The organism is Niallia sp. Marseille-Q9988, from assembly GCF_976954375.1.
In genome coordinates this window covers 1-20,658 of record NZ_CDRJSZ010000006.1, presented here as the reverse complement: position 1 = coordinate 20,658, position 20,658 = coordinate 1, and the positions used below count along the sequence as shown (strand labels likewise).

Here is a 20,658-nt window from a genome sequence, read left to right as displayed (position 1 = left end):
CTTAATTAATTAGTATCAATAGAAGGGCTCTTTCCATGAAAAAAGCCTTCCCACCTCCAATGATTACTAATGTTTTTTAGTAATCAAAGGGGTGAAAAGGCATTCCTTTCCACGGTACCACCCTTATTCATACACTTTCGAAAAGCGTATGCACTTAATTGAACGGTTCGTTCTCTTTTGGTAACGAGTGGAAACACTCGGTTAGCTCTACTAGGATTACCTTTCAAGCTAACACTCTGAGGTGAGTTCATTTCCTATTGGTTCACCGGTTCACACCAACCACCGGCTCTCTTTGGAATCCAAAATAGAAAACTACTTATCCTCATCATCGAATTAATCTATTAATCATGTCAAACAAATTCAGTTAGTCATGGTGTCTATTTGCTATGCTAAATTAGCATGTAACATTTTGTGTTTTTCATTTGTTGAGGTTATCTTACGCTGAATTTAAACAAGAGTCAACAGTATTTTTGAGAATTATTTGATTATTTAAACAACGAAACCGCATTTAGAAAGCGTTTACAATATTGTTGTATAAAGAATGCATGTACTTTTTTAATGAATTAAAAAATTTAAAAAATTCTTTTTTCGCTGAAAATATTCTAAAAAAATCCTTAATATGGTTCATTATAATAAAATAATTCTTTACTTAAAACTAATATGTAATAAAATCTTACATTGTTTTTTCATTTTGTTTCATATAATTTAATTTCAGACAAAAAAATGCAACCGCAAAAAAAAGAAAGCGATTGCATTAATTAGGTAATCAAACTAAGATACCGCACATATATCATGAATCCATGATAAACGAATTTGATACGTATTTTCTTTATCATCTTTTAAATCAATGGTTTGATCTATTAGATTTAGCTTCTGAACTTGTCCCTTACATGTTTCTAAAAAACCATTCTTATAATAATTAATAACAATTAGCCTACTTCTTCCTAATTCTTTGAGAATCATGGTGCACGTCTCCTTCTATATAATGTTAGTCATGTTCATCTATTCACATTGTTTCATCTCTTGATTATTTTACTTAAGCCTATTATACACGATAACAGTAAGCGTTTTCAAGTGTTACTAGTGATTTTCTGAACATTATTTTTCTTACTTCCATTATTCGCTATTTTATTCCTAATTATACCTTTGTAGGTGAAATAATGTGTAACTTCCATTAGTTAGGTATTAGTTAAATCATCCAAACCTTCGTAACCCGTGCGATTGTCCTTGAATGAGGATGAGTCTTAATGAAAATTAAAGAGCAGAATATTAAAATAGAAATCTCTCTATACTTACATTGCTTGTGATAAAAGATAACCAATAAAATATTAAATAGAGGATTTAACAGGAGATATTTCTCTATCATTATTCTAATATAAGGTACAACTATTTCTTTATTTTTTATGGGAAAAAAGTTTGCTAATTCACAAAAATAGGAATTTTTGTTGAGACAGAAAATCCACTGTTTATTCCCTCTGACTAGTGGGAATATAAAAAATATGCAAGAACTATTTGTTTAAAGGAGGAATAGGTATATGACAAAAAGTGTTGTAGGTATATATGATTCTCCTGAAGAAACAGTAAATGCTATAGACGAACTTCTCTCTAAAGGATATTCACCCAATCATATTTCCGTTATTACAAGAAACGAACAAACGGCATTAATTGAACAAGAAACAGAAGTAGATACTGCTACTGGAATAGAAGAAGTAGAGCCAACATCCTTTTTAGATCGATTAAAGACATTCTTTTCTGACACCGATCTTGAGCCATATGAAAAGGAATTACAAGCAGGAAAATATATTGTTCTCTTAGATAATGAGGGAGAATTAGAACAAGAGAATCTAAATAAACTAAACTTCGATAATAATGAAGTAGAAGTCATGCCATCTCAAACAATGCATACCACAGTTGAACGAAAGAAAGTGGAATAAGAAAAAGATGGTGAGATAAACCTATTTCCACTTTGAAAAAACTAAGCAGTCTGAATCCATGTAGACTCCAGTTCGATTCATGGGAAAGCATATTTGAAAGTAAATAAACGATTGGTTTGGAGAGGTGAGCGTCGGAGGCTGTTAAAAAAGTTCAAAATCTTGCCAGACGACTCAAGAGCAAGCCCCATAATACGACGTATTTTCAGGATGTGAGTAATATTACGAAAACACCTTTTTTCCATAACTAATAATAACTCCAAACGATCAAACTATGATTGTTTGGAGTTTTCTTTGGTCGTATTACTTCTCTGTCACCCCCTTTTTGTAACGACAGAGGAATACTTTTTAACTACTTCTAGAAATGCAGATATATAATACATTACATTAATCCATATAAAGTGATACCACCAAAAATAATAATGATTAATCCTGATAATCGATTAATAATCGTTAAAGATTGGCCACTAATTCGATTTCTAAATAATCCTACACTACTACTTAATATTACCCACCATAATGTAGAACCACAGAACACCCCCATCACTAAAATAACAGAAGAAATGATAGTATTTTCTGAGTTTGAAATACCTAAACCTGCAAAAATGGCAATAAATGACAGGATGGTCATTGGATTTGTTAAAGTCAAAAATAAAACTGATACGAACGCATTTATCCTATTTTTCTTTTGAGTATCTGTCTGTGTAAAACTAGCCTTAGAAGTCAACGTTTTTATTCCCAAATAACAAAGAAAAAATCCACCTATTAATTGAATCCAAAATTGATGACCAATTAATAAATTAGTAATGACAGTTAAACCAAATCCCGCAATTAATCCATAAATTCCATCCGCAGCAGCTGCTCCTAATCCCGAAACTAACCCCACTATTCTTCCATGTGCTAAAGTTCTTCGGATACATAAAACGCCAATTGGTCCAACTGGTGCTGCAATTGATAAACCAATTAGTAATCCCTTTATATAAAATTCAATAAGCATCTTACTCTCCTTCCTCTATTAAAAATTTATGTTTTTGTAACGGCATTCGAAAAGTTTCTTTTGTTGTATCCATGACAATCGTTGTCTTTGTTCTGATGATACCTTTTAAACCTTTTATCTCATGACTAATCACACGATCTAAATCCTTTGTATTTCTACTTCTAATTTTAAGTAAATAGTCATCTTCTCCTGCAATATGATGACATTCTTGAACTTCTTCTAATTTATTTACTAATTCTAAAAAAGGACCTCTATTTTTCGGATGCTCCAATGATACTGCAACAAATGCAGTTAATTCGCTCCCTACTTTTTCAGAGTCTAATAAGACACTAAAATTCTTAATTACACCTTGCTGAATTAATCGGTTAACACGTTCAGCAGTTGCTAGCGCCGACAACCCAACTTCCTTTGCCAAATCCGCCCATTTAATTCTTGAATTAGCCATTAAACATTCAATTATTTTCAAATCATAAGAATTCATCAATATACACCTTCTTTTTATAAGTTTTTTTATATTTTACTTACATTACGAAAGTTAGTCAATTAAATTTAAGTAGTCGTTCGCCTAAATCGTACTCCATTTGCTAAATTTCACTTGTAAAATAGGCTTAATCAATTACCTAAAGCAAAGAAAAACTCCCAATACGTTAAAAACCCTCCGCAAAATAGTATCTACATTTAAGATACACTAATGGGCTTGAATAGAGGAGGTAACAGAGAATTAGTTGGTTTATCAATGGAAGATAGTAAATTTCCCGTTAACTTTGGATTTACTTACTTCAAACACATATATCCTTTTGTAAAATTTGTGAATAAGAAGCACCTTTATCTTTTTATTTGTTTCCTTTTCTTCCAAAAAAAAAAGATGCTTCAAACCCTTAAAAATAAGGATTTGAAGCATCTTCATATGGTTCAAACTTTCTCTTTCCGAACCCTTGACGTCCCAGGAGAGATTCGAACTCCCGACCGTACGCTTAGAAGGCGTATGCTCTATCCGGCTGAGCTACTGGGACACTATCGCTATTTTCTTCCCTATAGTATAACGGTCACTTTTCGAACTTAGACCGATTGACTTTCTTCCATTATAATTACTCATGGTCTATCATTCAAGCATCTAATGTAATAATAATTAAGGTATCGGTATCTTTAGAATTCTGGGATGTGGATGTGAGGCTACCTACCTCATCCCCCTTACAACGAACCCCGTAATTTGTGGAAAATACTCCCCCCATATCATCAACGTATAGAAAAAGACCCCTCTTGGAGTCTCTTTAACTTGCTGTTTGACTTCATTATTTCTATTAATCGATGTTCAGTTCATTAATCCGACATTCCTTCATCCCACTATTTTCCTTTTTTCTTCCCATGAAGATACTAAGAAAGAAGCCATCGCTCCTGCTAAATTAACTGCCAAATGTGCGTGTCTAGCCGATGGTGTAGGAACTCTTTGACCTTTTCCGTGTGCATCACTTAATTTGTTTCTTATAGAACCCAACCCTTTGACTACAGATACGCACCCACTAAGTATTTCTTTGAAAATTTGCTCGGTATGTTCACTAGGTGCTAAATTTAACACTTTTTGTACTCCTTTATATAGTTGAGGTAATTCCGATTTATCATCATATTCGATATTAGCGTCATCCATTATATGCTTACAGGTGGCTTCAAGTAGAGTTCTAGCTATAGTGATAGCACCCTCTGGGTCATTTGTACGTCTATCTAACGCTTTTTGCCATGCTTGTTGAACATACTCTAAATCTAACTTATCTTCCTTAGAGAACGAAACAACTTCATCAATAGGGAACTCAGATTCCGTCATGTCCTCTAATATCATTAACACCTTTTCAAATTCAATACGCAAATAGTCCCTTCTTCCTTGGTAAGTAGTTGACTTTTCCTTAATATAGTTCCAGAAATCGTTTAAAGAACGACATGTTCTTAAAAAATGTGGCAAATACGCTTTTGTATATCCATTATTTAATAATTTTTGTCTTAGTTCCGTATACTCGCTGTTATTTTCCTGTCCCCCTGTAGCTTTGGATACTAATAATCTCTTTAAAGACTCAACGTCATAAAACAATTCTTCAAACATATTATTCCCCCAATATTACTCAACTCATTATGTTAGATACAACTGCCCCTACAATTGCCCCTACAATCAGCATAACAACAGCGTAAAGCCAGTGGTCCTTAATGGCTTCATAAACACCTTGAGGAGATAATCCATAAGGTTCATGCCATTTAGCATTTGTTTTTAAATTTCCTGATGCTACCTTATCTAAAATGGAATGAAAAACATCAACTTTCTTTAGAGTTGACATGTGCAGTTTTACATATTCTTTATTAGCAAATGCTGCAGCTTCGGATTGCCCATCCAAAAAATCCCTATTTGAGATTTTATTTTTTTCAATTAGTTTTTCTAACCTTGGATGACCGATATAACCTACACCATAAATATCAATAAGTAATCTAGCCAAATCATACTTTTTATCATCGTCTATTGTTTCGGGTCTTCCGCCTAAAACCCTATATCTATTTTCAATAGCTTCAAATCCAAAATTAAAATCCCTCATATTCCAGTGAATCCAAGTATAGGATTTATGCTTCTTAACAAACTGAAAAAACTCTTTTAACATTTCTCTTTCAATTTCATCATAGTTTTGTTCAATGTCCTCGAATGCTATTTTTTTCATTTCAGCTATCTTATGAATAGCAAACGATTTTGTTTGTGCTGTATTATAATACCTTACTGCTATTGAAGTGACCCTCGGTGTATAACCGCTTGGAACATTATAAAAGCTTTCACAAGAATAATGTATTAATAACAGATGTGAAGCGTTGGCAACAAGTTCATTAATTGTATCAATAGCCTTTTTTCTTTTTTTGATTTTATGATTAAGATTCAAGTTATCGCCACCCTATAATTCATAGTGAATCTGCCTTAGCAATCTACTATTATATCACAAATATTTACAAAAATTTGAACTTTAATACTTTATCGGAAGTAAAACAATACGTGACGTGTGAATGCAGTAGCCTCCCCCATCTCCCACTCATGAATCCCATGAGAATGTGGAAAATACCGCCCCCATAACTTATGCAAAAGAAAAGAGACTCCTTGGTTCGGGAGTCTCCTATAAATGCTTTGCTTCTAGTTCATTCTTTCTGTTAATCAGTGTTCGCTTCTTTATGCCAGTCATTGCTTCAACTTCTTTGTATGTATGAGTCTTAAGCAATTCTAAAGCATGTAGAACTTGTTGCTTGGAGTGTTTTCTTGGTCTACCTTCTTTGAAATCATCACGTTGCTTTGCCAATACTTTACCCTCTTGAGTTCGTTCCACAATTAAGTTACGTTCCATTTCAGCCACAGCTAGAAGAGTGGTCAAGAAGAATCTTCCCATTGTTGTATTCTCCAGTAGTCCAACATTTAAGACATGAACTTTAATGCCTCTGTTGAATAGATTCTCGATTACTTCAATGCCTTCTTTTGTGTTTCGGGCAAGACGGTCTAATTTCGTTACCACCAAAGTATCACCTTCTTGTAATACCTCAAGCACCTTGTTGAACTCTGGTCTATCTGTTTTAGTACCTGTGAACTTCTCCTTATATATAACCTCGCAAACTTCTGCTTGTAATGCTTGAATTTGAACCTCTAAATCTTGTGCTAGTGTTGATACCCTTGCATATCCATATTTCATGTTATATCCTCACTATTCATCATTCATTTATTGCACTAAGTTAATGCACCTTATGAAGCCTATTATAGCAATGTCGATAAAACGGTGCAATAACTTTCAAGTATTTGCACCGAAATGGATTATTAACAATACGTAGAACTCTAAACAAAGGTCTTATTAATTGAACACGTTATACCAAGGAGTGCAGCGAGTTTTATTGATTTGCGTTTCATAATCCATTTCGTTGTTCGTCTCGAACAACATTAACTTATTACTATCTGATTTATCAATTTACTGTACTAAAATATATCCATTATTCGAGTCGTGTCGGAAATTTATCGAATACTTGCTTGTGGATGTGCGTGGTTTCTGTATCCACCTGCACACACCATCCTCACGGCAGGCTTACAGAATGCCCTCAGATTCAATCTGCGAGCATAATTTAATCCAAAGGGGAAAGAGAAGGGATGCGAGACTCTTAAACTGCCACACTGAGCCATTCTGAGCGTCTGAGGACGTGTATATGAACCTCTGACATCCTCTACCACCAATACAAAAAGCGTTCCTGCTTATCACAGAAACGCAGCTTGCTTGTTGATAAGAAAAAGGCAAGTTAATATTTTTGAAATAGAGCAGTCAAAAAGTCGGGTACACCAAAAATATCATTCGGCTGTTGGACTTCCACCATTTTTCTTATTTCAATTTCTTTCATATCCCTAAAGATAGACCTTAATTTTTCCTCAGTATATCCTAATCCGCCTTTTAGACTTCGTAGTCTATATACTTCCCAATCCGATATTTCTGCACCGCCTAACTCCCCACCTTGAAAAAAACAAGTGATTGCAAAGTAGCCATTTGGTTTTAATGCTTTCTTCACTAAGTTTATGTAACTCATTCTTCGGTGAGGAGCAATATGGTGAAAGCACCCCGAATCATAAACGATGTCGTAGGTTGCTTCTTCAATGTCTAATTCAAAGATATTTTTATTGATGAAGTTTACGTTTACATTCTTTTCAATTGCCCTTTCCTTTGCCCATTTAAGCGACTCTTGAGATAAATCTACAGCATTAACACAGAATCCTTTTTCAGCAAAATATATTGCGTTTCGACCTGCCCCACAACCTAATTCAAGGACTTTCCCATGCTTAAATAGTCCATTTTCAAAGTAACTAACTAAATTCTCATCGGGGGAATTTGTAAAAAAAGGAACATCCTTTTCACGGTCAGAATAAAAGTTATTCCAAAACTGAGTTGGCTCTCTCAGTAAGGAATCTAACATTTCTAATAAATCATCAAAGTCATAAATAGTTTCTTTCAAAAGTTACCCCTACTTTACAATTTATTGTGTTCTATATAATTTTACAAAATTTCACACAAAACTTTGTTAAGGTAATATTAAAAAAATGTTATTTTGTATATAAAATAAATCCCTATTATTATTGTTCACATCTCTTCTAAGCATCATAAACTCACTGAGATTTCATTTTTAATATCATTTAATACTAACCTACCATCTCGTATTAAAACGGCTAAATAAGTCTGTATTTATGTTAGAGAAGGAATGGAAATTATAATCTTTTCATTAATTATTACAAAAGTTACAATAACATTACAATCCTGTTGAACCAGCTGGATAGTGAACAAATGTCTTCTTCCATATTAACCCTCTTTTAGTTAATGAAATCACAGTTTTATTAATCGTTGTGTAGCTATCTGTTAAACCCAACACCTTGTTCAATCATCCGCACCAATACGAAAAAGAAGAGCCTCAATTAAGAGACTCCTTCTAAGTGTTTTTTATTGTTATAGCCTTTTATGTTATACAATTCGAATAGCTGTCCCATCCGCTCCATATACAGATTCTGAAGGTGCAACCTCTTAACGCCTAAGTCATATCCTGCTACAATATCCTCAAGTTCCTGTTGTGTGTAGAAGAATCTAATCCATTCTTCGTCTTCTGCAGTGGCAAAGCTAATTTTCTGCTCCTTGTATTCCTGAAGCTTCTGCTTGTGACGTTTCTCAGCCTTCTTCATGATATTAACCTTACGCTTTAGTTCATAGTCCGCTACATTTTCGTTTATGAATAGGTCTTTATCATTGACATAGACTTCTAGGGAATCGACACAGTATGTTTCAAGATATCGCTGTACCGCTTTACTTGAAGCCTTTAATATCACTGCGTATTCTTTCCAGTAATACTTGATTCCTAATTTATTACCATTTTCGTCCTTAACTTCTGCTAATGTCTCTTTCCATTCACGATTGAAGTTTTTAACCTTTTTAGCATTTCGATGTGCAGTTAGGTTGAATTCAACAACCTCATGTTTCTTCATCAATTCTCGTCTAGCCTTTAGAATCTTCTTCATAATTTCGGGATTGATACTGACCTTCCCATCTTTGCCATATGCCATCCAGTTCTCATAGAATAAAATGATACCGCATTTTTCCATATGCTCTAAGGTCTTAACCAATTGCCCATATATTTCAAGGCAGTGCTGTGTAAACTCATCTAATAGCTTCGTTTGGTCTTCTTCAAGGGTTCCACTTTGAATTGCCTTATCAATGTGTTTCTGACGAAGCTTACTACTGTGTCTAGAACGTAATAGGTCATATTCAAGTTCAGTAATTAATCCAAATTCAACTGCCCATTTTCCTAGACTCATACTTGCTTGTTGCGTCATATCATATTCTAAGTGAGTGGCTACAATTACATCCATTGGAATTCTATGTTCAACTTGTTGACGACCGCTTCTTACACGACCGTCTTTCTTCATAGCTTTATCTTCAAGTTTTCCACTGCATTTGATTTTCCGTTTCGAGCCTCTGCCTTCTTCTTTGACGGATTCCCAATCTTGCTCAACACGTTTGATTATTGAATCAAATGAACGTCTATTAAGATTCCCATTATTCTCGAATGATTCCTTTTGAACCTCTGTCCCGTATTCCTCAACCAATTCCGCTAATGTAAATATTTTTTCCACTTTTCATCTTCCTTTTCAATAGAGGCGGTGCATCAGATGATACACCACATTTAATTCTCCCCTTTCATAGTTTAGTTAGTGTTTTTGCTTTTGATTTAGATTGGTAAAAATCGTGCATCTTTTGTCGTAATATAAATAAGGGTATATGAATTAATATTATGTTAAAAGTTGCACGATTTTTTAAACCCTTAATTGCCCTTGATATTACAAGCATTTCAGGTAATTTTTTACAGATTGAGATTGATAGGGTCGTCACCTTTAGGTGGCGAAGTGACCACAGGGAGCGTCCCAAACAACGACCGTAGGGAGGCGTAGCAGTGAGCGAAGCGATTGCCCATTGTTCTTTCTACTCAACTCTACCGATGAATATAACACCTTAATCCAATTTCAATCCTACGATATCAATGGTTTGAGCAAGATTTTAGTTTACCTTCTGAGCTAAATCCTGTAACTATTGTCTAATTACTTAACCACCCATTCACCTTGGGATATCAATCTTTATTGCAGTTGATACTTCTATTATATCAAACCCAAATTTGCCTATTTGCATCAAATCCTTTAGGAAAATGCTAAGGAATCTGGCAAAAGTGCTAACCAAGAACTTTTTATAGGTAATTTGTGGAATCCCAATCAATTCGGCACTAAGAGCAATAAACAGATTCAATTGAAATTAGATGAGCGATTTCCCACCCATTCATGGTGAAAAGATTACATTGGCATTGTATCAGATTAGATGTTTAGTGTTGAAACAACTCACTAAAACCACCAATTAGCTATTGAAAGCTTGAATATCAAGGGATATTATCTACTTGTCTCCAAAATGCTTCCACAAATTACCTCATGGTAATTATTACATTATCCTTAAACAATATATGTAAAAAGAGAGCAGCTATGTGACCGAATGCTCTACGAACCAGTATCCTCCAGATTATTCATTGATAAATCAAAAATTATAGAATATTATGGGTTTTTATGTAATTTATTGTTATAATTAGGACAATTGTTTTAGATACATTTACATATTAGGGGTGTTTCCATGCGACTGAAAAAGTTCAGTGTTTTAAACTACAAAGTCTTTAATACAAAGTTCAGCATTGATTTTTCCAGTGAGAACATTGTTATTTTGACAGGTAGAAACAATACAGGTAAGTCAACATTTCTAGAAGCAATTAACCAGTTTTACCTTCCTACTACCGCTAAAGCGAAGATACCAGTTGAGTGCTACTCCAACCAAGACGAGAACAAAACCATTGAATTAGAAGCTGAGTTTGTTGTCGACAGCGAGACTGGAGAAACAGTAACCATTGTGAAAAAGTATTCGAATGATAATGGAAAATACTTTGATACGCAAGGTACTGAAATTAAACGAACTCATGAGCTGAAAGAAACATTAGATGAAATTTTGGCAAATAGCCCTTATTACATCACACCTTATATGACTACTGAAGAAATTGACAAGCAGGTTCAAGAAATTTACTCGCAGATAATTACAGCAGAATTAAGCAAGTTGGAAATGGAAGAATTTGATGAAGAAGAACTTCAAGCAATTAAGAGCGAATACTTAGAGTTAAAAAGCTCAATCCCTAGATTATTAAAGAAATTAAAAAGCAAGACTGATTTTTCACTCTCAAATGTTAGTGATAGCGTATCAAAAAGTTTACAAAGTGTATTTTCAAATAGCTCTCTTCAGCTTTCAGTTCAAGGTGGAGAAAGCAACGGCTTTTCAGTATCTGATATAGTCAAGTCTACTAGCTCTAGCGTACTAATAGGAAACATGCACAGCAGTGATATGCCCCTCTCTACACAAGGTACAGGAATACAAAGAATGAGTTTAATTTACATCATCCAAAACATGATTGAACAAGGATTGATGGGAACAAACAGCACGCAAAAAATGCTACTTATCGATGAGCCAGAAGCATTTTTACACCCAGAAGCTGTTAGAGCTTTAAGTAGGTCGCTTTATGCTATTGGAAGTAGGATGCCATTAATTATCTCTACCCACTCTCCTGTGCTAATTGACCTTTCTGAGAACCATACTACTATTCAGGTATTTAGAATTGGAAAAACCGAAGCCATTGAGCTTTATCAATCATCCAGCTCCCAGTTTGACGAAGATGATATAAAAAACATGAAGCTCTTGAATTATGCGGATTCGTATGTCAACGAATTCTTCTTTGCTGATAAGATAATTGTTGTAGAAGGCGACACTGAATATGTTGCATTTAAGCACTTTATTAAAGAGCGTGGTTTAAACATACACGTCATTAGGGCAAGAGGCAAGGCAACAATCTGCTCCCTCATGAAAATTCTTAACCAATTTAACACCAGATATTACATCTTGCATGATATAGACAATCACGAGAGATTTACACATTCAACGCTGAAAGCTCAACAAACAAACTGTTATAACATATACGCATTAAAAGAGGATTCTACTAGAATCTTTGGCTCAGTCCCTAACCTTGAACGTGCTATTGGCTTAGGTGATGTTCCTAACAGTAAAAAGACAGAAACCATTCACAGAATAATACATGATGCAGTTGATTCATCTTATATTCAAGCTAGAGAGAAGGTAGAGAAGGTATTCAACTACATTTTTAGTTTGGAAAATCAAATGTCCCTAGAGCATCCTTTTATCGAGATTATTAGAGATAAGGATTATGAAAACCTGTTTACCCCATTATTGAATCAGGAACGCAAGGTACTGAAAAGGAAATCTAAGGCAGTTTCTAAGATGGAGCAAGTATCATTTGATATGTAAATGAGATATAAATTGTTTATTCCAATACATTTGCGGAGCAGGTTTATGACAAAAAATCAAGTAGAGGGAAGAATCGCTCAAGCTTTAAAATGGTTCTCTCCCTCTTCTGTCTTTCCTTTTAATGAGGACTGCTTACAAATAAGCACGAAGGTCATTTGCTACTTCATCGACATCTAAGTACAAGTATTTAGTTGTGACCGATATATCGCTATGTCCCAATGCCTTAGATATCACAGCAACATTTGCCCCTTTATCAAGCAATGATTTTGCAAAACCTCTTCTTAAGGCATGAGGATTGATGTTCTTCAAACCACACATCTTGGAATACTTATTTAGTCGTTTCTGGATGTTATTATGTGTTGGTGAGGTTGATATAACATCACCGTACTTGGTAATAAACAACAAGCTATTCTTCTTGCCATATTCCCTTCTAATCACCGCATTTTGCTTTATAAGAACCTCTAACAGTTTTTTAAGTAAGTCATCAAAAGGTAATTTAATTTGTTGATGATTTTTCATAATGCTTCCTTCCAAATTTAGCACATTGTTATTGAAGTCTATATGACGTTCTTCAAGTTGAGTCAATGTATTAATTCTAATACCTGTTTTAAACATCACTAGAACGGCTACAGCATCCCTTAGCTGGATGAAATTGCTTAAGTCTAGTAAAGAGAGCAATACTTTAACATCACGCTCTGTAGCACCTTCTTTAACCTTTTGGTCCACTTTAATGTTAATGGTTTTCCAAAACTTGATATCAATCCAACCGTTATCAAAACAGCGTGAGAGAAAAGCCTTTAGACATTTCAAACGAGTGAGTTTGGTTTGATTACTTACTTCCATGGTATCTAACCATTTGTAAATGGTATCGGCAGTAATATCTGAAACATGGACTACATTTGTTACGCTTTGAAAATGCTCTATATGAAGGACATAATCACTTATAGTTCGGCTTCTATTACCGCTTACCTTCATTTGCCTTGTAATGGTTTCTAAAGCACTAGAAATCACATCGAGTCATTTAATACCTCAGTCTGTTTTATTTTTGCTTTAGAGGCGGTTGAACTGGTAACAGTTAATCCATCTAATAATCCTTTTACATCCACTTCAACATCTAATAATCCTTTTCTTTTAGTCATACAAAAAAACCCCCTATATCGTAAATGATTCAAGTCAATAATGGGTGTAATTTCTTACATGACCGTTATACTGACCGTTTCACTAAACGATATAAGAGGTTGAAAAATTGCGTTTCATTTGGTATGTAGTATGGCGTCCCAGGAGAGATTCGAACTCCCGACCGACGGCTTAGAAGGCCGTTGCTCTATCCAGCTGAGCTACTGGGACATGGTTTATTTGATTATTTTCGAAACAGCTACCTAAAGTATTGTATCATAACCTTTTAAAAAATCATAGTCTTTCTTTATAATACCTATAATTTAAGTGTTACTAAGTTGAAAATAATCTATTAAAATATACTTAAAATAATTTAAGTTTATAAAAATACGTCCCAGGAGAGATTCGAACTCCCGACCGACGGCTTAGAAGGCCGTTGCTCTATCCAGCTGAGCTACTGGGACATGTTATGTATTTGCTTTAGTCCTAATGAGGACAATAATTATTATATGACTATAGAAAAACAAAGTCAATAGTTAATTAAAGTTTTTTTCCTAATGAGGAATTTTTTTCTCCTCATTAGGAAAAATCATACTAAAGAGAAAAATCATTCTTTAATTCTGGAAGTAAACCTTTATGAAAATCATAGACCTCAGTCTCTAACCGATCACGCTCAATCGTTAAAATCACATATGTTTGTTCCATTCTTCCCCTAGGCAGACGCAAACTACCAGGATTGATGAATAAAACATCATCAACTACTTCCATCCCTAAATAATGAGAATGACCAAAGCAAGCGATGTCTGCCTGTACTTCCTTTGCTTTATACAATAGGCTATTAAGAGAAGACTTTACACCATATAGGTGCCCATGCGTTAAAAAAATCTTTTTTCCAGCGATTTCTTGAATTGTTTCGGTTGGATATTTGTCCTCATAATCACAGTTACCTTGAACGGTAATATAGCCCTCCATCACATCTTCGCTTGCAGCTAATTCTGAATCGCCACAATGTAGAAATAAGTCTACTTCTTTTCCATGTCTTTTCTTTAAAACACCTAATTCGGATACCAAACCATGACTGTCACTAACAATCAAAACCTTCATCCTAGTTCCCTTCCTTAAAAACAGCAGGTAACTGTTCTTTTAGTTTTTTCAATGCATTTGCACGGTGACTAATATTATTTTTTACTTCTGGAGGCAATTCAGCCATCGCCTTTTTCTCCTCTACTACATAAAAGATCGGATCATAACCAAATCCATATTCTCCTCTTCTTTCCTCCAATATAACCCCTTCACAGGTGCCAGTAAATGTTAGAGAGGCTTCATTTGGAATAGCAACCGCTAATGTACAGCAGAAGCGAGCTGTTCTTTCTTCTGTTGGAATTCCCTCTAATTCACGTAAAACCTTATCCATATTGTCTTGATCGTTTTTTTGTTCTCCAGCATATCGAGCAGAGTATACTCCTGGTCTACCATTTAAAGCATCTACCACAAGACCAGAATCATCAGAAATAACGACACGATTTAGTAGTTTAGAAATCGTTTCTGCTTTGAGAAGAGCGTTTTCTTCAAATGTACTTCCTGTTTCCTCTACATCCGGCACATCTGGAAAGTCTAAAAGTGTTTTTACTTCATAGCCAAGTGGCGAAAACATTTGAACAAATTCCTTCGCCTTACCTGTATTCTTTGTTGCAATTATTATCTCTTTCATCATAATTCTCCTTAATTAACCAAAAATGTCATTTCCTTTACTTTAACATAAAACAAACTATATTCTTAAGTTTACTACGCTAAAAAAAATGTGTCTATATACACAGTATATACCCTTTCTTCCTTAATTCAAAAGGCAGTTTTGTGAAGCTTTTTCCAATAATTAGATATAAATGGTAATGATGAGGTAATAAATTTATTATTTTTCTGCACTAAATAAAAAGAAGCCTAGGAGGAACCCAAGCTTCTTTCGCATCATAAACTAACCTTAAAAACTACCTGTATTCACATTTTCTGGACGAGTTACTGGTTTAGTTAAGCTTTCACCCTCTGCATTTACTAAATCAGACTCTCCATTAACCGTAACAGCAACACTTTCAATGCCTTCTTGTTCTGTTAAAGAAAGTACTAAGGAATTTAATATCTCATCAGCGACTACCTTTTCTTCTCCATCTAGTCCGCTTGAATAAATATTTTCATTGAAATTTAATGTAACCTTTCCATCCTCAACTACAGGATCGTCTAATAACTTAACATCCTCAGGTAATAAGCTCGTTAAGGATGGTGACGCACTCATACCTGGTCCTTCTATTAGCTCCCCTACTGCTGCTGCTACATTATTTTCTTCCCCATTGCTGACACGCTTTGTTACTGGAACATAATAATACGAATCTAAGTCTCCGCCAATATAATAAACAGTCAATGGCTTTGTATTTGTTATATCTGTCACGTCATCTGTATTAACATTTATGCCATCTGCTCTTGTCAAAGCACCTTGAATCGGTGTTTTATTTACTGGCATTTCTGTCAATGCATGACCGTTTAGAGATAGCTTTACAGAATCAATGGAATCAAACTGTGTCAATGTCCATGTGATAGATTGTAAGATTTTCTCTTCATCCTTTGCCTCATACTCTTTAAACTCATTTGAAAAATCAACAGTAGCCACTTTATCATCATCGACATTTATACTGATTTTTGTATCTTGGGGAATAACTGCCTGAAAATCATTTGGCAGCATTTCCGTTACCTTTCCACCCTTAACTAAATATTCAAGGCTTTCTTGTGCAATCGAGTTTGTTTTTGGCAAGTTTAATGTTTGAGGGACAACATAACCGTATTTATCCATTAAATATAATTCAATAGGCATTGTATCCTCTGCTGCAACTTCACCTGTTGTTTCTTGGTCAGCATTTTCCTTAACTGCATCATCCTCATAAGTTGTAGATTGAGGTGGGTCTACGTTTTCTTTATCTCCCAATAAGCTACAACCAGAGATCAACACAGATGATATGATAACCGCTGAAACTATGGTCAATTTGTTATTCTTAGACATCTTCATCACTCCTAAGACAGTTTGTACTAATATATATACGAGCCTATATTATTTTTAGACCGCCTTTAGGAGATTTTTTTAAAAAAAAGACCATCTTCCGGTTTTCATCCACTTTAAATATCTAAACAATGACAGTGGATGTACCTATAAGACAGTCTTGATTTATTATGTCAATTTAATTGTTTCAACAGAATCTATTTTTTGACTTAGCCAGTTTGAAGCTATCCTCGCAAAAATATCTTTCGAACCAGTAGTATAAAAATGATGTTCTACTATATTTTCTCCTGAAGCAAGTTGGTCATTATGGTTTAAAATCGTACTAACTTCACGTGCCGTTTCTGCTCCTGAACTAATCACCTTTACCTTATTCCCCATCTCTTCTCGTATTACTTTTGCCAACAACGGATAATGGGTACAGCCCAGTATTAGTGTATCTATCTCTTTACTTTTTAAAGGCCAAAGTGTTTCTTTCACGATTTTCCTTGCTACCGGACCATCATATTCGCCGCTCTCCACTAAAGGAACAAATTTTGGGCATGCTAAACTAACTGTTCTTACTCGATTATTAATCTTCTTTAGTGCTTTTTCATATGCTCGACTTCGAACAGTTCCAATTGTGCCAATCATACCTATATAATTATTATTGGTTACCTTTAATGCTGTTCGTGCCCCTGGAATGATTACGCCAATTACAGGAATAGATAGTTCTGCACGAATTTCTTCCAATGCTACAGCAGTTGCCGTATTACATGCAATGACAAGCATTTTAATATTTTTCCCCAACAGGAACCTAGTCATTTCCCAAGTGAATTTTTTCACTTCTTCTCCCGTTCTTGGCCCATATGGACATCTTGCCGTATCCCCTAAGTATACGATATTTTCAAAAGGAAGCTGACGCATAATCTCCTTCGCGACCGTTAATCCACCAACTCCAGAATCTATAACCCCTATTGCTCTTTCCAAAAAAACCGCCTCATTTTTCTCGCATTACTTGATGTAAACGCATGAAATTTTTCTTTAATTCTTCAATATCTTCTGTTGTATACTCATTCAATACCTCTTGAAGATAGCCTTGACGTTTTTTGATTACTTCGTCAATCAGTCGTTTCCCTTCTTCTAACATATGAATACGAACCACACGGCGATCATTCGGATCCTTAACCCTTTGTACTAACTGATTTTTTTCCATGCGATCAACTAAATCAGTAGTTGTGCTAAAGGCAAGGAACATTTTATTCGACAATTCACCTATTGTCATATCTCCCTCTTCAAATAGCCATTGCAGGGCGACAAATTGAGGAGGAGTCATTGTATAATTACTTAATATTTCTCTCCCCTTTTGTTTGATGATACCAGATATGTATCGCATATCCTTTTCGATTGTAGCTATATTCTCTAAGTATTCCTTTGCGTTTTTCTCTTCAGTCATCATGATTCCAACTCCTACTTATAAATATACAAATATAATTAATTTCCGACAAATTTCATATCTTCTTTATTTACAATTATAATCTACAATTATTAAATCGTAAATGTGTTACCCTTTTCCCATTCCTGTCAGGAAAAAACTAACAGAATAAAAAGAATGATTTCCCTCATAATATTAAAGATAAAATTGGAGGTGTTAGGATGTTTTTTCATGTGAAAGAATTGCAATACATAGCTAAACCAGATAAACCAGATCCTATTTATGCAAAAAAGCTTCAGGAAGTGTTAGGTGGCCAATTTGGAGAAATTTCGGTTATGATGCAATATTTATTTCAGGGTTGGAATTGCAGAGCTGAAAAAAAATATCGAGATATGCTTTTAGATATAGGTACTGAAGAAATAGCTCATGTTGAAATGCTAGCTACCATGATTGCACAATTACTTGACAAAGCTCCTGTAGAGGAACAAGAGCAGGCGGCCAAAGATCCAATAATTGCTAGCGTTATGGGCGGAATGAATCCACAGCATGCAATAGTTAATGGTTTAGGAGCTAGCCCAAACGATAGCGCAGGCTATCCATGGAATGCTCGCTATACCATTGCAAGTGGAAATCTTCTTGCAGACTTCAGAGCAAATCTAAATGCCGAATCACAAGGAAGACTCCAAGTTGTTCGTCTATATGAAATGACAGATGATAAAGGTGTAAGAGATATGCTTTCCTTCTTGATTGCACGTGACACCATGCATCAGAACCAATGGTTAGCCGCAATCGCAGAATTAGAAGAGAAAGAAGGCAAAGTAGTACCAAGTACCTTTAATCGCCAGTACGAAAAATCTGACGTTGCTTATAAATTCATAAGCTGTTCTGAAGGTACTGAAAGTCAAGCTGGCAGATGGGCAAAAGGTCCATCTATGGATGGCATGGGACAATTTGAATATGTAGAAAATCCTGTTGGAACAGGGCAAGCTCCCGAGTTAGAACAAGCTCCAGGGTATATTCATGGAACACCCAAAAATATGTAAACAATTTTCTTAAAAGATAATGGAGTTTCAAATTAGAAACTCGTTTAAGCATTAATTATAAAAGGAAACAATAAAAAGCCACGGGATGACTAATTCCTCGTGGTTTTTATTGGTAAAATGACAGCCAAATAAAAGACAAAGGTAAATAAAAACAGTCCTCATTAAGAATAAGTCTAATGATCTATTTGTATTTATTTTCTAACTTCTATTATCATTCTTCTCATTCTATAGTTTTTTCTCACTTAGCTTTCCTATTTTAAAGTCAACAATTAAACAAACTAAAAAGAAGATGACCCATATAAGCGGCAAAGGAGTGGAATTTCCTCCCCGCTTATACGAGATCATCTTCTTTATTATAGCTCTAATTCTCCCATTCTTAGAAGCTCTACAACAGCCTGTGAACGCCCCTTCACGCCCAGCTTCTGCATAACATTGGGAATATATACCTATTGCATACTAAAAACACATAAGTACATCCATCTTTATGATGGTGTGTAAACGTGATCTATTAAGGCTTTGAAACAATTAGTATTTCACAGTTCATTTATTCCTCATCTGAAGAATTAGAATATAAATCCTTTTCAACTTGAACCCACTTGATAAGACCCTGTCATTTAGGATAGTCCTTTTCGTAATCTATATTAGAATTTATTTATTCCGTTCCCTTTGTAGTTATCCCTGCTGGTTTAATAGAAAAATAATCTCCTACTCTTAAAACACGTTCTAAATACCCTTCATTTTCTAAAAAGCTGATAAAGTTTTCAAACTCTCTTTGTTTAAATCTGTTTTTTTCACTAAATCACCAGAATAATAGAAAAATAAGGAAATATGAATATTTTATTTGTCTAAACAAAAGTATAGAATAATCACTAATATATACTATTGTAAATTTTTACGAATTTTTTGTAAAAAAAGGAATTTAGATACTTGATGTTTAACTGTAAATATATGGTGTCTAGCTATATATTGAGGGGGAAATTTTTTGAATAAGTTAAATAGTTATCTTTTCTTAACACTTTTAACATTATGTTTAGGCTTTTCTTTTGAAAATAAAGTATTGTATCTGCTGAAGATGATACTTTCGAGGAGATCGTTGACCCAGATTATGTTCTAACTGAAATAATTATTGAAGATAGTCAACAATCTAATATATTGATTCCTTCAATTGGTACAGGAACTGGAGGCATAACACCAAATGCATATATGTTTACAGAATGGAGAATTTATTCAAAATCTCAATTAAGTGATGTATATGGAAGTTGGATAGCAGGTCCATCTGGGTGGGGACCATCAAGACTTTCATGGTCAGATAGAATAGGAGTTTCTAACTCTTATACAGGTACATTAAAAGTTAGCAAGTCTGCAGTCGATGCTTCAGTAGGTTTTTCCATTAGTACATCATATACTAAAACCGCTACTTACTCAGTTGAACCACCAAGCAACCAAGAATGGACGATTATGTATCGAAAACGTTATGATAAATGGAAGGTAACTCAGCGTACTTATAGACATGAAGGTTCTACACATTATTGGACTAGTGATTATGCACATGTTTATCCTAAAAAGTTTGATAACTTTAGTTATGATTACAACGTTACGAGAGTATAAAATATTTTGTGTAAATGAAAATTTCCATGTAAAAAGGAAGACCTTCTCTTGGTAGAATTAAGTCACCACAACCAATCCTAGAAAAGA

At 34.5% G+C, this 20,658-nt stretch carries 19 protein-coding genes, 3 tRNA genes, 2 pseudogenes and 1 other annotated feature; of the genes and pseudogenes, 4 read left to right on the top strand and 20 right to left on the bottom strand.

Translation table 11 applies throughout. The features are described 5' to 3' along the window. Nucleotides 1-84 precede the first annotated feature (84 nt). Nucleotides 85-338 (bottom strand) — a binding site (T-box leader). A gap of 433 nt (nucleotides 339-771) precedes the next feature. After that, on the bottom strand, nucleotides 772-963 hold the full coding sequence (locus ACWNMZ_RS12020) for a YolD-like family protein (protein ID WP_031534722.1): 192 nt from the start codon (nucleotides 961-963) through the stop codon (nucleotides 772-774). A 572-nt stretch (nucleotides 964-1,535) separates the two neighbouring features. On the opposite strand from ACWNMZ_RS12020, the gene ACWNMZ_RS12015 reads away from it, so the two are divergent. Continuing rightward, nucleotides 1,536-1,934, top strand: coding sequence for a general stress protein (locus ACWNMZ_RS12015; RefSeq protein ID WP_031534724.1), 399 nt, complete (start codon nucleotides 1,536-1,538; stop codon nucleotides 1,932-1,934). A 379-nt stretch (nucleotides 1,935-2,313) separates the two neighbouring features. On the opposite strand, the gene ACWNMZ_RS12010 is transcribed toward ACWNMZ_RS12015, so the two are convergent. The 9 genes from ACWNMZ_RS12010 to ACWNMZ_RS11970 form a co-directional block, all read right to left on the bottom strand. Next, entirely contained in the window at nucleotides 2,314-2,928 is a 615-nt protein-coding gene (locus ACWNMZ_RS12010) for a LysE family translocator (protein WP_235247795.1), read from the bottom strand. Between the two features lies 1 nt (nucleotide 2,929). Continuing rightward, nucleotides 2,930-3,409 (bottom strand): Lrp/AsnC family transcriptional regulator, encoded by a 480-nt coding sequence (locus ACWNMZ_RS12005; protein WP_449598639.1) that lies wholly within the window; start codon nucleotides 3,407-3,409, stop codon nucleotides 2,930-2,932. Nucleotides 3,410-3,867: 458 nt separating this feature from the next. Further along, nucleotides 3,868-3,941: transfer RNA gene (locus ACWNMZ_RS12000), tRNA-Arg, on the bottom strand. 323 nt (nucleotides 3,942-4,264) lie between these two features. Next, the gene (locus ACWNMZ_RS11995; protein ID WP_235247805.1) at nucleotides 4,265-5,020 is read right to left on the bottom strand and encodes an abortive infection family protein; all 756 of its coding nucleotides are present in this window, start codon (nucleotides 5,018-5,020) and stop codon (nucleotides 4,265-4,267) included. 19 nt (nucleotides 5,021-5,039) lie between these two features. Next, nucleotides 5,040-5,834, bottom strand: a complete 795-nt coding sequence (locus ACWNMZ_RS11990) for a hypothetical protein (RefSeq protein WP_235247813.1) — start codon at nucleotides 5,832-5,834, stop codon at nucleotides 5,040-5,042. Between the two features lie 228 nt (nucleotides 5,835-6,062). Then, nucleotides 6,063-6,626 carry a recombinase family protein gene (locus ACWNMZ_RS11985; RefSeq protein ID WP_172918743.1) on the bottom strand — a complete coding sequence of 188 codons (564 nt, stop codon included), beginning with the start codon at nucleotides 6,624-6,626 and terminating at the stop codon, nucleotides 6,063-6,065. Between the two features lie 592 nt (nucleotides 6,627-7,218). Further along, nucleotides 7,219-7,923, bottom strand: coding sequence for a class I SAM-dependent methyltransferase (locus ACWNMZ_RS11980; RefSeq protein WP_235247815.1), 705 nt, complete (start codon nucleotides 7,921-7,923; stop codon nucleotides 7,219-7,221). A 291-nt stretch (nucleotides 7,924-8,214) separates the two neighbouring features. After that, nucleotides 8,215-8,343, bottom strand: a complete 129-nt coding sequence (locus tag ACWNMZ_RS11975) for a hypothetical protein (protein WP_268817786.1) — start codon at nucleotides 8,341-8,343, stop codon at nucleotides 8,215-8,217. Nucleotides 8,344-8,377: 34 nt separating this feature from the next. Continuing rightward, the gene (locus ACWNMZ_RS11970) at nucleotides 8,378-9,586 is read right to left on the bottom strand and encodes a hypothetical protein (protein ID WP_235247817.1); all 1,209 of its coding nucleotides are present in this window, start codon (nucleotides 9,584-9,586) and stop codon (nucleotides 8,378-8,380) included. A 1,036-nt stretch (nucleotides 9,587-10,622) separates the two neighbouring features. Here ACWNMZ_RS11970 and ACWNMZ_RS11965 point away from each other — a divergent pair. Then, entirely contained in the window at nucleotides 10,623-12,350 is a 1,728-nt protein-coding gene (locus ACWNMZ_RS11965) for an ATP-dependent nuclease (protein WP_235247819.1), read from the top strand. A 132-nt stretch (nucleotides 12,351-12,482) separates the two neighbouring features. Here ACWNMZ_RS11965 and ACWNMZ_RS11960 read toward each other — a convergent pair. The 9 genes and pseudogenes from ACWNMZ_RS11960 to ACWNMZ_RS11920 all read right to left on the bottom strand — a co-directional run. After that, nucleotides 12,483-13,358: pseudogene (locus ACWNMZ_RS11960) on the bottom strand (tyrosine-type recombinase/integrase); the annotation flags it as partial. Beyond that, a complete protein-coding gene (locus ACWNMZ_RS11955; RefSeq protein WP_449598638.1) occupies nucleotides 13,358-13,489 on the bottom strand; it encodes a hypothetical protein in 132 nt (43 codons plus the stop codon). The pseudogene ACWNMZ_RS11960 and the gene ACWNMZ_RS11955, both read right to left, overlap by 1 nt. Before the next feature lie 131 nt (nucleotides 13,490-13,620). Next, nucleotides 13,621-13,697, bottom strand: a tRNA-Arg gene (locus ACWNMZ_RS11950). Between the two features lie 159 nt (nucleotides 13,698-13,856). Further along, nucleotides 13,857-13,930, bottom strand: a tRNA-Arg gene (locus tag ACWNMZ_RS11945). Nucleotides 13,931-14,060: 130 nt separating this feature from the next. Then, nucleotides 14,061-14,570: a metallophosphoesterase family protein gene (locus ACWNMZ_RS11940; protein ID WP_031534748.1), complete on the bottom strand. Its 510-nt coding sequence runs from the start codon at nucleotides 14,568-14,570 to the stop codon at nucleotides 14,061-14,063. A 1-nt stretch (nucleotide 14,571) separates the two neighbouring features. Next, on the bottom strand, nucleotides 14,572-15,177 hold the full coding sequence (locus tag ACWNMZ_RS11935) for an XTP/dITP diphosphatase (RefSeq protein WP_235247831.1): 606 nt from the start codon (nucleotides 15,175-15,177) through the stop codon (nucleotides 14,572-14,574). Nucleotides 15,178-15,444: 267 nt separating this feature from the next. Continuing rightward, nucleotides 15,445-16,512 carry a GerMN domain-containing protein gene (locus ACWNMZ_RS11930; RefSeq protein WP_235247833.1) on the bottom strand — a complete coding sequence of 356 codons (1,068 nt, stop codon included), beginning with the start codon at nucleotides 16,510-16,512 and terminating at the stop codon, nucleotides 15,445-15,447. A 165-nt stretch (nucleotides 16,513-16,677) separates the two neighbouring features. Beyond that, nucleotides 16,678-17,475: a glutamate racemase gene (gene racE / locus ACWNMZ_RS11925; RefSeq protein ID WP_235247835.1), complete on the bottom strand. Its 798-nt coding sequence runs from the start codon at nucleotides 17,473-17,475 to the stop codon at nucleotides 16,678-16,680. A 10-nt stretch (nucleotides 17,476-17,485) separates the two neighbouring features. Further along, nucleotides 17,486-17,944: a MarR family winged helix-turn-helix transcriptional regulator gene (locus tag ACWNMZ_RS11920; RefSeq protein ID WP_235247837.1), complete on the bottom strand. Its 459-nt coding sequence runs from the start codon at nucleotides 17,942-17,944 to the stop codon at nucleotides 17,486-17,488. Between the two features lie 197 nt (nucleotides 17,945-18,141). Between ACWNMZ_RS11920 and ACWNMZ_RS11915 the strand changes: the two genes are divergently transcribed. Then, nucleotides 18,142-18,963, top strand: a complete 822-nt coding sequence (locus tag ACWNMZ_RS11915; RefSeq protein WP_235247844.1) for a manganese catalase family protein — start codon at nucleotides 18,142-18,144, stop codon at nucleotides 18,961-18,963. Nucleotides 18,964-19,316: 353 nt separating this feature from the next. Here the strand turns inward: ACWNMZ_RS11915 and ACWNMZ_RS11910 are convergent. Continuing rightward, nucleotides 19,317-19,406, bottom strand: a pseudogene (locus tag ACWNMZ_RS11910) (DNA-binding response regulator); the annotation flags it as partial. A 709-nt stretch (nucleotides 19,407-20,115) separates the two neighbouring features. Here ACWNMZ_RS11910 and ACWNMZ_RS11905 point away from each other — a divergent pair. Then, a complete protein-coding gene (locus ACWNMZ_RS11905; protein ID WP_449598637.1) occupies nucleotides 20,116-20,571 on the top strand; it encodes a hypothetical protein in 456 nt (151 codons plus the stop codon). Nucleotides 20,572-20,658 lie beyond the last annotated feature (87 nt).

Bases quoted from the DNA above. Each gene is read 5' to 3' on its own strand.
- ACWNMZ_RS11955 (WP_449598638.1), bottom strand. From the start codon at position 13,489: ATGACTAAAAGAAAAGGATTATTAGATGTTGAAGTGGATGTAAAAGGA.
- ACWNMZ_RS12010 (WP_235247795.1), bottom strand. From the start codon at position 2,928: ATGCTTATTGAATTTTATATAAAGGGATTACTAATTGGTTTATCAATT.
- ACWNMZ_RS11935 (WP_235247831.1), bottom strand. From the start codon at position 15,177: ATGAAAGAGATAATAATTGCAACAAAGAATACAGGTAAGGCGAAGGAA.
- ACWNMZ_RS11920 (WP_235247837.1), bottom strand. From the start codon at position 17,944: ATGATGACTGAAGAGAAAAACGCAAAGGAATACTTAGAGAATATAGCT.
- ACWNMZ_RS12005 (WP_449598639.1), bottom strand. From the start codon at position 3,409: ATGAATTCTTATGATTTGAAAATAATTGAATGTTTAATGGCTAATTCA.
- ACWNMZ_RS11930 (WP_235247833.1), bottom strand. From the start codon at position 16,512: ATGTCTAAGAATAACAAATTGACCATAGTTTCAGCGGTTATCATATCA.
- ACWNMZ_RS11995 (WP_235247805.1), bottom strand. From the start codon at position 5,020: ATGTTTGAAGAATTGTTTTATGACGTTGAGTCTTTAAAGAGATTATTA.
- ACWNMZ_RS11985 (WP_172918743.1), bottom strand. From the start codon at position 6,626: ATGAAATATGGATATGCAAGGGTATCAACACTAGCACAAGATTTAGAG.
- ACWNMZ_RS12015 (WP_031534724.1), top strand. From the start codon at position 1,536: ATGACAAAAAGTGTTGTAGGTATATATGATTCTCCTGAAGAAACAGTA.
- ACWNMZ_RS11965 (WP_235247819.1), top strand. From the start codon at position 10,623: ATGCGACTGAAAAAGTTCAGTGTTTTAAACTACAAAGTCTTTAATACA.
- ACWNMZ_RS12020 (WP_031534722.1), bottom strand. From the start codon at position 963: ATGATTCTCAAAGAATTAGGAAGAAGTAGGCTAATTGTTATTAATTAT.
- ACWNMZ_RS11915 (WP_235247844.1), top strand. From the start codon at position 18,142: ATGTTTTTTCATGTGAAAGAATTGCAATACATAGCTAAACCAGATAAA.
- ACWNMZ_RS11940 (WP_031534748.1), bottom strand. From the start codon at position 14,570: ATGAAGGTTTTGATTGTTAGTGACAGTCATGGTTTGGTATCCGAATTA.